The sequence below is a fragment of the Glutamicibacter uratoxydans genome (assembly GCF_006539925.1).
Classification (GTDB): Bacteria; Actinomycetota; Actinomycetes; order Actinomycetales; family Micrococcaceae; genus Glutamicibacter; species Glutamicibacter uratoxydans.
On record NZ_BJNY01000020.1, the window covers coordinates 50195 to 63731 of the forward strand.

Genomic DNA, 13537 nt, shown 5'->3' on the forward strand with positions numbered 1-13537 from the left:
TACGTTTACATAGTGAAGGCCGAAAGACAACGTCGCGGGAGCAGCATGAAAGCACCATTCGAGCAGATCGTCCATGACTATGGGCTGAACGTGCTGCGTGTCTGCCGCGCCGTGCTTGATGAACATCGGGCGCAGGATGCCTGGTCGGAGACCTTCCTCTCCGCGTTGAAGGCTTATCCCAAGTTGGCTGACGACGCTAATGTCCTGGCCTGGCTGGTGCGGATCGCGCACCGCAAAGCCATCGATGAACTGCGCCGCCAGCGTCCGGAAGTATCTTGGGAGCAACTGCCCGAGGAAGCGGAAGAAACCAGCGACCCGGCGCAGTCTGCGGTTGATAATCTCCAGCTGTGGCAACAGGTCGGGCTGCTGCCCGAAAAGCAGCGGCTGGTTGTCGCCTACAGGTATTTGGGCGGGCTGGACTACGCGCAGATTGCGCAGATTCTCTGCGGCAGCGAAGCGGCGGCGAGGCGGGCAGCCTCCGACGGGATTAGGAAACTGCGCGCCATGAACCTCAACAACGAGTATTTTCAGGAGTTGTCATGAATTCTCAGACGAAGAAGGCGGCGCCCACGCAAGAAGAATCAGCAGCGTTGGACCGGCTGCGCGAACAACTGGTAGCTGAGGCGGCAAAGCACGAGCTGGTGGACATTTCCTACCGCATTGTCGACAGCCCCATTGGGCGGCTGCTGCTGGCTGGCACCGAAGCAGGCCTGGTCCGTGTCGCTTTTGAAACCGAGGGCCATGAGCACATCTTGGAGGTACTCGCGGAGAAGATCAGCCCGCGGATCTTGAAGAACCCGCGGAATTTCGATCGCGTCGCCTACCAGCTGGAGCAGTATTTCGACGGGACCCTGCACGACTTCGACCTGCCGCTGGACCTTCAGCTCTCCACGGCGTTCAGGCGCCAGGTGCAGCTTGAACTGGGAAACATTGGCTATGGCCAGACGCGCAGCTATTTGCAGGTGGCCGAGCATATCGGCAAGCCCAAAGCGGTGCGTGCCGTCGGATCTGCCTGCGCAACGAATCCGCTGCCCATTGTCCTTCCCTGCCACAGGGTGTTGCGCAGCGACGGGTCGCTGGGCGGATACCTCGGGGGACTGGATGTGAAAACCACGCTGCTCAGACTGGAGAATCCGAGCTTCGCAGGCAGCGAGCAGAGGCTGTTCTAGATTCTGAAGGGTGCAGCACAGCGCCGGGGCGCCGTCATCACGACGGCGCCCCGGCGCTGTGCTGTGTGGGCTAGTTCCAGAAGCCCAGAGCGAATTCTGCAATGATCGTCGCTAAGATGAACGACGCGGTGATCGCCACCAAGCCAACCGGCACGATCTTCCATCCGATTTTCTTGAGCAGGCCGATATCCTTGCCCAAGGACAAGCCCGCACAGGTCAGCACCACTGTGGTGATCGACAGGAACGGCACTGCGCTCAGGGTCTGGACAAAGAAGTCGGCTACCGGGGAGATCGGGCTGCACAGGGCGGCGACGATGGTCGTCAGCCAGATCAGCGAAGGGATCTTGTTCCTGGTCCACTTGGCCAGGTAGGCTCCGAGGACTACCAGCGCGCACATCACCAGGTAGGAGAAGACCAGCTGGTTGCTGTAGCCCACCGAAATGACTGCCGTAGCAATGCCCATGATCGAGAGCACCGGCAGGGTCACCCATAGCGGCACATGCTCTACCGCGCCGACCTCAGAAGCGTCCTCGGCGAACTGTGCATTGGTTTCCTCCACCTCGGCCAGTGCCTGCTGCTGGTCCGGCAGAATGCCGGATTCCTGGGCGGCCGCGGCCACTGCGGCCTTGCGCTTGGCGCCGGTGAGGAAGTTGTAGACCTTGTGGGCCAGCGGCAGGGCGACGAACATGCCAACGTAGGTTCCCATGAGGGTGGTGATCAGGTTGGAGACCGCTGCCATGGAGAGGATCGCCTGCTACGCGTCCGGGTAGACGGCGGCGATGCTGGCTGCGGAAGCCGCCATCATCGAGCCGGAGCCGACGCCTGCGCCCATGGCCATTGCCAGCGGGTCGAAGATTCCCCAGCTGGCCACCACGGAAGTGACCAGGGAAATGTAGATGGCTCCGAAGATCGTTCCGAAGACATACATTGCCAGCACGCCGCGGTATTCATCCGAGTTGGAGCCGAAGCGGGCCGAAACCATCGCAAACGAGGATTCGCGGTCGATGGAGAACGTGGCGCCCACGGTGGACCGCCCCATGCGCAGCATGACCGCCAGCGGCAGAGCCAGCACGATGGTGCCGAGCATGTGCCCGATTTCCTGCAGGAACAGCGCCGGGCCAGCGGAGACCAGCTCGGGGATGTGCGGGCCGATGTCAGCCGCCAGGCGGACCACCAGCAGCAGCACCGCGATGGCGGAGAAGCCGGCGGCGATCTTCTGCGAGATGATGGAGACTGGCTTGAACTTCTGAAGCGTCAGCACCGCGCCGATGATCAGGCCCCACACCATGGGGAAGATCAGCAGGGTGCCGATCCCTACGTCGAAGGTCTTCTTGCCGATCAGCTCGGCGATAACGGCCACGGCCAGGGCCAGGGCAGAGATCGGCAGCGCATGCTTTGCGCCGATCTTGGCGGTAGGAGAAAGGGTTTTCATTCGGTGTCCTGTTGCAAAGGGCGGGGCTGCTAGCCGCGCGAGTAGGCTGCTGCGATGAATCGGCCGCGGTCGGCCAGCACTGCGGCGCTGGCGGCTGCTGCCAGAGACAGACCGGCGTCGGTCATGACCTTGTAGGCTGCCTCGGTATTGGCCGATGCAGTGAACCCTGCCGAATGCACTGGCGCGGTGGCGCCTGGCACGGCAAACATTGGGTGGATGGCAGGGATTACCTGCGAAATATTGCCCATGTCGGTGGAGCCGCCGGAGCTTTCGCGGGGGTCGACAGGGCTGATGTCGTTGCCGCGCGCCGCCATGGCGTCATTCCAGAAGCCGGCGATCAGCTCGTCCTGGACTACCGGTTCGTAGAGCGGCTCGGTGGCTTCGAACTCGAGGGTTGCGCCGGTGGCCAGGGCTGCGCCCTCAAAGCAGCGGCGGACCTTTGCCAGCGACTGCTCGTACTCTTCAAGCTCGAAGGCGCGTACCTCGAACTGCACTACCGAGTAGTCGGGGATGATGTTCGTGACATGCCCTGCTTCTTCGATGTAGGAAGCCACCCGGTGGGTGTCGGGAAGCTGCTGGCGCAACAGCCCGATGGCCACCTGGGAGAGCGTCGCGGCATCGGCGGCGTTGATTCCGCGGTGCGGCATGGCTGCGGCGTGGGCCGCCTGGCCGGTGAACATCGCCTTGAACCGGCCTACCGCCTGGGTGCTGGTGCCCAGCGGATTGCAGGTGCGACCCTCATGCATCGGGTGGGCCATCAGTGAAAGCCCCACGCCGTCGAAGGCGCCGCGCTCAAGCATGAGCACTTTGCCGCCGCCGTGCTCTTCTGCCGGGGTGCCGATGGCCTTGAGCGTGATGCCCAGCTCGTCGACCAGCGGGGCCAGGGCCAGGGCGGCGCCGATGGATGCGCCGGCAATGAGGTTGTGGCCGCAGGCGTGGCCTACCTGGGGCAGGGAGTCGTATTCGATGCAGATGCCGACGACCAGTTCTCCGGTGCCGATGCTCGCTTCGAAAGCGGTGGGCAGATCGCAGATGCCCTCCACGACGGTGAAGCCCTGCTGGGCAAACATCGAGGTGATGTTAGACGCCGCGCGGTGTTCCTGGAAGGAAAGCTCTGGGTGGGCGTGGATATCCTTGGCAAGCTCTTCGATGAGCTGGCGCTTGGCCTCCCAGTTGGCTTCGAGAGCACGCGAGAGTTCGGTATTGCCGGTGATCAGTTCTGACATTTGTGTGGTCCTTCTATGATTCGTAGATACCCAGGTCATTCCACAGTTCGTGGACATTGACCAGACGTGGTCGGATAGCTCGTGATTCGTGGTTTTCCATCCCGGCGAGCAGCCCGTAGGCTACGGAAACCGCTGCGGTGGCCGACTGGAAGGTGAAGACGCCTTCGCTCGGCACCGGGAGGACAAGATCGCTGTACTTGGCCAGGGCACTGGTGGTCAGATCCGTGATGGTGATGACCTTGGCCTTTGACGCCGAAGCGATGCGGGCGGCGGAGGTGTATTCCTTCAGCGGCCGCCACAGGTGCGAGATCAGCAGCACGTCGCCCTCGGTCAGCGTATTGAGAATGGCTGCCAGGTGGACGCCCGTGCGCTGTTCAAAGCTTGCAGGGTAGCCCATGACCGAGGCCAAGTGGGCGAAGACCATTGAAGGCGCCGCATGGGATCCCTGTCCTAGGCAGATGATGCGCTTGGCGGTGCACAGCACTTCGATGCACTCGGTGACCTTCTGAGCATCGATTAGGTTCCGTGCGATTTCCAGATTCTTGGCGTCGTGGGCCAGCGAGTCGTGGACTGGCGATTCAACAACGACCTGCTGGCTGAAGTCGGCATCGCGGGAAATATACACCAGAAACTGTGCTCGAAGTTCGCGCTGCAGGTCAGGCCATCCGGTGTATCCCAACGTCTGGGCGGTGCGCACGACAGTTGAGCTGTTCACTGCTGCGCGTTCTGCGACCTCGTTCAGCTCTGCGTAGGCGGCGAATTTCGGGTTCAGGCTCAGGCTCTCAACAACGCGCTGCTGCGACTTCGTGAGTTTGGTGGCGCCGAACAGATCGCCGTGCCATGGCGTGCTCTGCAATGTATCTAGTTCGTTGTCCACGTGGCTGCCTTTCAACGGTGCCCAGTCTGTGATCTGCGGCATATCAAAGCTCTTGAAATGCAATAGTAGTTGCAAGATTGATGTTTTGCATAGAGTTTTGCAGAAAATTTGTATACCGAAATCGCCCGATCGCTGCTGCGTTTGGCTGTACGAATAACCGATGTGCTTAAAACCAACTAGATGCTGGCTGGGTGATAATCCTGCAACCCTTTGGTAGGCGACAGCTCGGCGCCCTAAAAAGTTACTTCGGACCGAATGTGTGAAGTTTAGGAATCTCAATAAACATCATATGATGTTTATGTGTTATCGTTGTTCCATGATCACCACATACGCCTCAGTCCCCGCAGGATTCACCGTTTACTCGGATGTGAACTTCATGCAGTTTCCGGCAGGAGAACAGCACTTCACGCTCGGTCCGGCTGCCCAACAGCAGGTGCCGGTGCGAGTGCTGATCACCGGAACTGACGCCAATGACTACATCCGCGCAGGACTCTGGATCGACTACGCGCACCAGCATGGAAACAAGGTCGAAGCAGTCATCCCCTACCTGCCAGCTGCGCGGGCCGATCGCGGAGAACCCTTCGGGGCCAAGGTCTATGCGAATCTGATCAATTCCTTGGAAGCCGACCAGGTGACCTGCTTGGATCCTCACTCCCCGGTGATGACTGAACTGGTCGACAACCTGACAATCGTTGAATCCGCAGGCGTGATTGCGGCGGATCCGCGGATTGCACAGCGAAGGTACGCCGGAGTCATTGCGCCCGATGCAGGAGCCGTTTCCAGGGCGCAGAAAGCGGCAGATGCTCTGGGGATCCCGCTGTTCCGGGCTGCCAAGCACCGCGACTTCGCCACCGGAAAACTCAGCGGATTCAGCTGCGAGCAGCTTCCGGATAACGGCAGGCTGCTGGTGGTCGACGACATCTGCGATGGCGGCGGCACCTTCCGCGGACTAGCCCAATCCACGGGGCTTGGCCCAGACCGTTTGGACCTGTGGGTCAGCCACGGAGTCTTCTCCGGACAAGCCGCCCGTCTGCGTGAAAACTTCGGCTCAATCTTCACCACCGACTCGCATCCGGGACATCAAAACCCGGATGTCAACGCCACCATCCTCCCCGTCTCCAGCTTCATGTTCTAAGGAGAGAACACCATGAACCTCTCAACCGCAGCATCAGCAGTCTTTGCACAGCCCACCGCACCGTCCATCACCGCGCCGCTGTTCCTCACCGACTGCTACAAGTTGGGCCACAAGGACCTCTACCCCGCGGGAACGACGCGCGTGCTTTCCAACTACACCAACCGCGCATCGCGGGTTGCTGGAGTGGACAAGGTGGTGCACTTCGGACTCCAGGCCTTCCTGCAGTCCTACTGCATTGAAGCCTTTGCGCCGTTCTTCGCAGCCGACGAAGACGAAGCAGTCGCGGAATATGATGCAACGCTGGCCGCAGTGCTTGGCCCCGACCACGGAATCAATACCGAGCACATACGGGCACTGCACCGCTTGGGCTACCTCCCGCTGGTTTTCTGCGCCCTGCCTGAAGGAACCCGAGTCCCGCTGCGCGTCCCAAGTTTTACGGTCGAGAACACGTTGCCCGAGTTTTTCTGGCTGACCAACTACATCGAGACGGTTCTTTCCTCGGAGATCTGGCAGGCATCTACCTCTGCCACCACTGCAGACACCTACCGGGGAATTCTGGACGCGGCGGCGCAGCGCACCGGGGGCGACATGGCGGCGGTGAACTGGCAGCTGCACGACTTCAGCTTCCGCGGGATGGCAGGAGCCCACGCCGCTGCGGCTTCCGGCGCCGGACACCTGCTCTCATTCACCGGCTCCGATTCTTTGGCAACCATCGACTGGGTCAACCGCTACTACCCGAGTGCCGCCGGAACCGAGAACGGGTTGGTGATCGGCTCCATCCCCGCCACTGAGCACTCGGTCATGAGCGCAGGCATCAGCGCGGTGGATGAACTGGACACTTACCAGCGCATCCTGGACCAGTACCCTGCTGGAAATATCTCGGTAGTTTCGGACACTATGGACTTCTGGAAGGTGCTGACCCAGATCCTCCCGGCGCTCAAGGAACACATCATGCGCCGCGACGGGAAGCTGGTGATCCGCCCGGATTCGGGAGACCCGGTGGATATCCTCTGCGGCACCGCAGGCCCCCACGCCGAAGACACGCAGGCCTTGGAACCAGCACAGCTTGGCGCTGTTCGACTGCTCTGGCAGGTTTTCGGAGGCAAGATCAACGAGACAGGGTTCAAGGAACTGGATCCGCACATCGGCTTGATCTACGGAGACTCGATCACCGTTGAGCGGGCGCGCCAGATCACGGAGAAGCTCGAGGAACTGGGGTTCGCCGCCAGCAACGTGGTGCTGGGCGTCGGTTCCTTCACCTACCAGTACGTCACCCGCGACACCTTCTCTTCTGCAGTCAAAGCCACGTGGGCGGAGATCAACGGCGAGGGCCACAACCTGCTCAAGGACCCTGTCACCGACAGCGGCATGAAAAAGTCGGCCACCGGACGCCTTGCGGTAGTCGCCGAGGCAGACGGCGAGCTTGAACTGATTGAGAAAGCTACGTCGGAACAGGAAGCAGCGTCGCTGCTGAAGCCGGTCTGGAAAGACGGCAGGTTCATCCGCACCCAGTCTTTCAACGACGTTCGACAGGTTCTGGGAAACCTGAGGTGAAGCCATCCGGGCCAGCGCTCGTCCTCAGTGGATGCTAGGAGAGAGCGCTGGCCTATGATGAGAACTATGCCTACCCAGCCCCTCGTTTCCATTGACGCTGTTCCCCTCGTTGTCCACGGTGGACAGCTCTGCGTAGTTACGGGCCTGAGGCTCTTTGAGCCTTTCATCGGGCAGGCGGCCCTGCCGGGGGTACTGCTAAACGGTAATGAGCGTTTGGAGGAGGCAGTCAAGCGGGCGCTGCTGTCAAAGACCGGAATTAACAGTTATCGCTTTATGGTGCACACGGCGGTATTCGACGACTTCGAGCGTGATGAACGAGGCCCTACCTTGTCGATTGCGCACCTGGTGATCCTTGAACAGGTGCCGGAAAATGACTCGGTACGCGTCTATCCGCTGAGCCAGCTGCCAACGCTGCCTTTTGACCACAACCAGATTATTTCCCAGGCGTGCGCGGTGCTGCTCGATTCCTTGTGGGTTAATGCCGAACTGACCAGAGCCCTGCTGGGCGAAAACTTCACGACCGCGGATGTGGTGGCAAGGATGAAAGAACTTGCAGCCGCCGCTGGCCGAGCAGAACCAGTGGTGAACAACGTCGGCCGGGCGCTGTCGTCGAATAAGTCGATCCGCAAACTCGATGCGGTGCCGCAGGGGACTGGCCGTCCGCCGGCTAGTTGGCAGTGGGTTTAAATGAATAAGCAAAAGGTGGCTGTCTTCCTCGATGAAGAGGAAAACAGCCACCTTTTCAGGTGCTTAGAACTAGCGGCGAAGAACTTAGTTCTTGCGGGCCAGGTCGAAGCGGTCCGAGTTCATGAACTTGGCCCATGCTGCGGCGAAGTCGCGAACGAACTTCTCCTTTGCATCATCTGACGCGTAGACCTCAGCCAGCGCACGCAGTTCGGAGTTCGAACCGAACAGCAGGTCAACGCGGCTGCCGACCCAGCGGCCATCCACCGAGGTGTAGGTCTGCTGGTCTTCCGAAGCGGTCCACTCGATGCCTGGCTCCAACAGGTTGGTGAAGAAGTCGTTGGTCAGAGCACCTGGAGTGTCGGTGAAGACGCCCAAGTTCGAGTTGTCCCAGTTGTTGCCCAGTACGCGCAGGCCGCCGATTAGAACGGTCATTTCCGGTGCGGACAGGCCGAACAGGTTGGCCTTGTCGATCAGCAGGTACTCGCTAGGCAGCTTGATGAAGCCCGAGTCATAGTTGCGGAAGCCGTCGGAGACTGGCTCCAGCCATGCGAACTGGTCTACATCGGTCTGATCCTGGGTAGCGTCAACGCGACCTGGTGCGAATGGCACCTCGATCTGCTGGCCGCCAGCCAGCGCAGCCTGCTCGACGCCTACGTTACCGGCCAGAACTACAACATCGGCGAACGAAGCCTTGACGTCGGAGGTGGCGTTGAAGGTGTCAACGATTTCTTCCAGCTTGGCGATGACCGGCTTGAGCTGCTCAGGCTGGTTGACGGTCCACGAAACCTGTGGCTCCAGGCGGATGCGGCCGCCGTTGGCGCCGCCGCGCTTGTCCGACGAGCGGAACGAAGCCGCTGCCTTCCATGCGGTGGAAACCAGCTGCTGAACCGAAAGGCCGGATTCCTTGATCAGTTCCTTCAGGCTTGCAACTTCAGCGGCGCCCAGGGTGACCTCTGGAGCTGCAGGCAGTGGATCCTGCCAAACCAGGTCCTCAGCAGGAACTTCTGGACCGAAGTAGCGGGACTTCGGGCCCATGTCACGGTGGGTCAGCTTGAACCAAGCACGGGCGTAGGCGTCCGCGAACTCTTCAGGATTTTCCTTGAAGTTCTTGGAGATTGGGCCGTAGATTGGGTCGAAACGCAGAGCCAGGTCGCTGGTGAGCATGCGTGGTTCGCGGCGAACAGCTGGGTTGTGCGCCATTGGAACCATGTCTGCGCCTGCGCCGTCCTTTGGACGCCACTGCTTGGCACCTGCTGGGGACTCGAAAAGCTCCCACTCGTAGGCGAAGAGGATGTGGAAGAACTCGTTGTCCCAACGGGTTGGGTGGTAGGTCCAGGTGACTTCCAGACCGGAGGTGACGGTGTCGTCGCCCTTGCCGGTGCCGTAGCCGTTCTTCCAACCAAGGCCCTGAGCCTCGAGCGGAGCAGCTTCGGTGTCTGGGCCCAGTTTGTCGTCCTTGTGAGCGCCGTGGGTCTTACCGAAGGTGTGGCCACCAGCGATCAGTGCAACGGTCTCGTAGTCGTTCATGCCCATGCGACGGAAGGTCTCACGGATATCGATTGCGGAAGCCAGTGGATCTGGGTTGCCGTCTGGACCCTCAGGGTTGACGTAGATCAGACCCATCTGAACTGCTGCCAGAGGTGCTTCCAGATCGCGGTCGCCGGAGTAGCGCTCGTTGTCCAGCCAAACCTTTTCTGGGCCCCAGTAAACGTCGTCATCAGCTTCCCAAACGTCCTTGCGGCCGCCGGCAAAGCCGAAGGTCTTGAAGCCCATGTCTTCCATGGCCACGTTGCCGGCCAGGATCATGAGGTCGGCCCAGGAGATGGACTGGCCGTACTTCTTCTTGACTGGCCACAGCACACGGCGTGCCTTGTCCAGCGATACGTTATCTGGCCATGCGTTCAGTGGAGCGAAGCGCTGCTGGCCAGCGCCGCCACCGCCGCGGCCGTCGTGCGAACGGTAGGTGCCGGCAGAGTGCCATGCCATGCGCACCAGCAGTGGGCCATAGTGACCGAAGTCGGCTGGCCACCAGTCCTGCGAATCCTTCATAACAGCAACAAGGTCAGCCTTAAGCGCATCCATATCCAGAGCGTTGAAAGCTTCGATGTAATCGAAGTCTTCGTCCAATGGGTTGGAAACCTGCTGGTTCTTAGCAAGAATCTTCAGGTTCAGCTTGTTTGGCCACCATTCGGTGTTTGCGTTGCCCTGGGTCGGGTGAATGCGACCCTGACCAACTACTGGGCACTGGCCTGCAGTCGTCTCAGACATGTGCTCTTCCTTCCGGGATTAGGTATTTTTGGCAGATTCCGCCCAACGGGATGTGGCCGAAGTGCGGAAAAATTGATCAAGCAGTTTTTAGTTGTCCAATGCTTGGCACTCCGGGCAAAGTCCCCAGTAGATCACTTCTGCTTCGTCGATTTTGAAGCCGTGGTCGTTGGAGGCATGCAAGCACGGAGATGCGCCGACTGAACAATCGACATCTTCCAGATTCCCGCATTGGCGGCACACCACATGGTGGTGATTATCTCCGACGCGGGATTCGTAACGGGCGATGTGCCCCTGGGGTTGGATCTGTCGAATGACGCCCAAATTCGTGAAGAGCTTGAGCGAATCGTAGACCGCCTGGTGAGACACATTGGGATGACCTTCATGGACGGCCGAAATGATGGTTTCGGTGTCCGCATGAGGGTTCGCGGTGACCGCTGCGAGTACAGCAACACGCGGCTGCGTTACTCGCATGGATGCCTCTCTCAGCACCTGCTCGATCCCTGCCATTGATGTCATGTGTTCAAGCATGCACGCTTATTTTGAATGAGTCAAGATAAGAAATGATGTTTTGTAGGTTGCGCGCAGGAGAACCGCCGGTAAACCGCTGAGGTATGCGGATCATGGGGATATATTCCAATTCGAGTATGTGTTTTTTGTGCGTAACAACGTGACTTGCTGTGCGGTGATGTCGATATTGGGCGCGATGCGCGGCAGTCTGCGGATCCGGTCCGCGGAGTTCATGCCTAGTGTCCTCGGCGCGGGAAATTCCATCCCGCCGCCGGCGAAATTCAATGAAAAATTCGAACCCGCTGAATAGTTCCTGTGAATTTCTAATTATTTCTCGACCATTATTTGACATTCACTAAAATTGCGCTCAGCGGCCTGAGGTAGCGAAGGTCACACTCTGGGTGGAAAACCTTGAAGTTTCGCAGTGTTTGCGAGGTTGAGTAAGGGGTGTAAGGGTGATTCTTAGGGAAAAGTTTGACCCGGTGGCGTTAATCCACAATGATGGAAAAGGCCCTTTTGGGTCTTGGGTGATCAGATCGCGAAGAATGATTATCCGCAAAAATAGCTCTTAAATACGGCAAATATATGATCGTAAACGAGATGTTTACGCTACGCCGAAAAATAGAATTTTATATTCAGCGAACCGAAGCAATCAAAGCAATCCTCAACCAAATGCACTAGCTGGATTGACGGCCCACGGCTGGGCCTCATCCATAAATCAAGCGCCACTTCTCTACGGCGGCTTCACTGCTAGTGAGGGAAGAACGCAATGACGCAGAGTGACCAATCAATTGAAGACCTTGTTGGCGAGCTTCATACAGCCCGCCAGCGCAAACCAAAGAAATACAGCCTCAAGGGAACCGACCACTGGGTATTCGGCATCGCCGGCACCCTGGTTGTGGCATTTATTATCTGGGGATTCGCAAGCCCCGAAGGACTAGGCACAGTGGCCGATGCGGCACTTGGCTGGGTTATCACCAACACCGGCTGGCTGTTCGTCATCGCAGCCTCGGTATTCGCCATCTTTGCCATTGTTGTGGCCGCCAAAAACTTCGGCCGCATCCCGCTGGGCAAGGACGGAGAAAAACCGCAGTTCAGCACCGTTTCATGGATTTCCATGATGTTTGCCACCGGCATGGGCATCGGCCTGGTGTTCTACGGCGTCGGCGAACCACTGTTCTTCTACATGTCCCCACCGCCTGGAACGGTCGACGGGCAGACCAGCGCCGCTTTGGGCACCGCCATGGGCACCACGCTCTTCCACTGGACCCTCTACCCATGGGCCATGTACGCCATCGTCGGCCTGGGCATGGCCTATGGCAGCTTCCGGCTCGGCCGCCCGCAGCTGTTCTCCTCGATGTTTACGCCGATCTTTGGCGAGCGGGCCATCCACGGCTGGGGCGGACGAGTCATCAACATCCTCGCCATCTTGGCCACGCTCTTCGGCTCAGCCTGTTCGCTGGGCCTGGGTGCCCTGCAGATCGGCGGCGGCATCCAGGCCACCGGCATGATGCAGTCGGTGGGCTCGGGCATCCTAGTCATCATCATTGCGATCCTGACTGCAATGTTCGTCGCCTCGGCGGTGTCCGGCATTGAGCGCGGAATCCAGTGGCTGTCCAATACCAACATGGTGTTGGCGGTGGTGCTGGCATTGATCATCTTCATCGGCGGCCCAACGCTGTTCATCTTGAACGTCATCCCCAATGCCATCGGCTCCTTCATCGGGGACCTTCCGCAGATGGCTTCGCGCACCGCCGCCGCCGGCGATGATGCTATGTCCTCGTGGCTTTCGTCCTGGACCGTGTTCTACTGGGCCTGGTGGGTTTCATGGACCCCGTTCGTCGGCCTGTTCATTGCGCGCATCTCCCGAGGCCGCACCATCCGCCAGTTCGTCACCGGCGTGCTGCTGGTGCCTTCGACCGTGACCCTGCTCTGGTTCGCGATCTTCGGCGGCGGCGCCATCGGCCTGCAGGAGCGGGCCGAAAAGGCCGGAGACACCGCCGGGCAGCTGGCAAAAATGGTCGACGGGGCACCGGACATCAACTTCGACCTGATCCTCTTCGACCTGCTGGACCACATGCCGGTACCCGGTTGGGTTTCCGTGGTGCTGATGGTCGTCACGGTCCTGCTGATTGCGATCTTCTTCGTCACCGGCGCCGATTCGGCCTCCATCGTGATGGGCGCACTGAGCGAAAAGGGCGCCGAAGAGCCGACCAAGAAGTCGATCATCTTCTGGGGCGTTGCCACCGGCGCCGTCGCTGCGGTGATGCTGCTGGCCGGCGGCGACCACCCTGCCGAGGCGCTCAACGGCCTGAAGAACATCACCATTGTCTCCGCGCTGCCGTTCGTGATCGTGATGCTGCTGCTGTGCGTGGCGATCTGGAAGGACTTGAGCAAGGATCCGCTGGTGCTGCGCAGTAACGTAGCCCGCGAGGTGCTTGAAAAGTCGGTGTCCCTCGGCGTGGAAGAGCATGAGGGCAGCGCATTCAGCCTGATGACCACCGAAATTCCGCTGGTGAAGGCAGAAGACTCGGAGCACGCTCCCAAGATCTTCTCCGAGGACCCTTCGATCATCATTGAAACCGAGAAGCTGGAGGAGAAGCAGGAAAAGCCTGCGGACCCTTCTGCCAGCTAGATGCTCCCGCGAACCGCAGGTTTGCCACAGGGCGCCGCCTCAAAGCA

Annotated in this window: 10 protein-coding genes and 1 pseudogene; 6 read left to right on the forward strand and 5 right to left on the reverse strand. The window is 59.9% G+C overall.

The genetic code is table 11. The features are described from left to right. Nucleotides 1–45 precede the first annotated feature (45 nt). Both AUR04nite_RS15110 and AUR04nite_RS15115 read left to right on the forward strand, forming a co-directional pair. Nucleotides 46–543: an RNA polymerase sigma factor gene (locus tag AUR04nite_RS15110; RefSeq protein WP_141366616.1), complete on the forward strand. Its 498-nt coding sequence runs from the start codon at nucleotides 46–48 to the stop codon at nucleotides 541–543. Beyond that, nucleotides 540–1169: a methylated-DNA--[protein]-cysteine S-methyltransferase gene (locus AUR04nite_RS15115; RefSeq protein WP_141366618.1), complete on the forward strand. Its 630-nt coding sequence runs from the start codon at nucleotides 540–542 to the stop codon at nucleotides 1167–1169. The genes AUR04nite_RS15110 and AUR04nite_RS15115 overlap by 4 nt, the downstream gene beginning before the upstream one ends. A gap of 70 nt (nucleotides 1170–1239) precedes the next feature. On the opposite strand, the pseudogene AUR04nite_RS15120 reads toward AUR04nite_RS15115, so the two are convergent. From AUR04nite_RS15120 to AUR04nite_RS15130, 3 genes and pseudogenes are all read right to left on the reverse strand, one after another. Continuing rightward, nucleotides 1240–2601 (reverse strand): annotated as a pseudogene (locus tag AUR04nite_RS15120) (DUF3100 domain-containing protein). A gap of 29 nt (nucleotides 2602–2630) precedes the next feature. Then, nucleotides 2631–3827: a M20 family metallopeptidase gene (locus AUR04nite_RS15125; RefSeq protein ID WP_141366620.1), complete on the reverse strand. Its 1197-nt coding sequence runs from the start codon at nucleotides 3825–3827 to the stop codon at nucleotides 2631–2633. Between the two features lie 13 nt (nucleotides 3828–3840). Further along, entirely contained in the window at nucleotides 3841–4704 is an 864-nt protein-coding gene (locus AUR04nite_RS15130) for a MurR/RpiR family transcriptional regulator (protein ID WP_170184234.1), read from the reverse strand. A gap of 316 nt (nucleotides 4705–5020) precedes the next feature. Between AUR04nite_RS15130 and AUR04nite_RS15135 the strand changes: the two genes are divergently transcribed. The 3 genes from AUR04nite_RS15135 to AUR04nite_RS15145 all read left to right on the forward strand — a co-directional run bounded on the left by AUR04nite_RS15135 (nucleotide 5021) and on the right by AUR04nite_RS15145 (nucleotide 8080). Continuing rightward, nucleotides 5021–5839: a phosphoribosyltransferase family protein gene (locus AUR04nite_RS15135; RefSeq protein ID WP_170184235.1), complete on the forward strand. Its 819-nt coding sequence runs from the start codon at nucleotides 5021–5023 to the stop codon at nucleotides 5837–5839. A 12-nt stretch (nucleotides 5840–5851) separates the two neighbouring features. Then, nucleotides 5852–7393, forward strand: a complete 1542-nt coding sequence (locus tag AUR04nite_RS15140) for a nicotinate phosphoribosyltransferase (RefSeq protein ID WP_141366626.1) — start codon at nucleotides 5852–5854, stop codon at nucleotides 7391–7393. Between the two features lie 66 nt (nucleotides 7394–7459). After that, nucleotides 7460–8080: an NUDIX hydrolase gene (locus AUR04nite_RS15145; protein ID WP_141366628.1), complete on the forward strand. Its 621-nt coding sequence runs from the start codon at nucleotides 7460–7462 to the stop codon at nucleotides 8078–8080. A gap of 84 nt (nucleotides 8081–8164) precedes the next feature. On the opposite strand, the gene katG is transcribed toward AUR04nite_RS15145, so the two are convergent. Beyond that, entirely contained in the window at nucleotides 8165–10348 is a 2184-nt protein-coding gene (katG, locus tag AUR04nite_RS15150) for a catalase/peroxidase HPI (RefSeq protein WP_141366630.1), read from the reverse strand. 87 nt (nucleotides 10349–10435) lie between these two features. Continuing rightward, nucleotides 10436–10876: a Fur family transcriptional regulator gene (locus tag AUR04nite_RS15155; protein ID WP_281285133.1), complete on the reverse strand. Its 441-nt coding sequence runs from the start codon at nucleotides 10874–10876 to the stop codon at nucleotides 10436–10438. A gap of 748 nt (nucleotides 10877–11624) precedes the next feature. On the opposite strand from AUR04nite_RS15155, the gene AUR04nite_RS15160 reads away from it, so the two are divergent. Continuing rightward, nucleotides 11625–13490, forward strand: a complete 1866-nt coding sequence (locus AUR04nite_RS15160; protein WP_141366632.1) for a BCCT family transporter — start codon at nucleotides 11625–11627, stop codon at nucleotides 13488–13490. Nucleotides 13491–13537 lie beyond the last annotated feature (47 nt).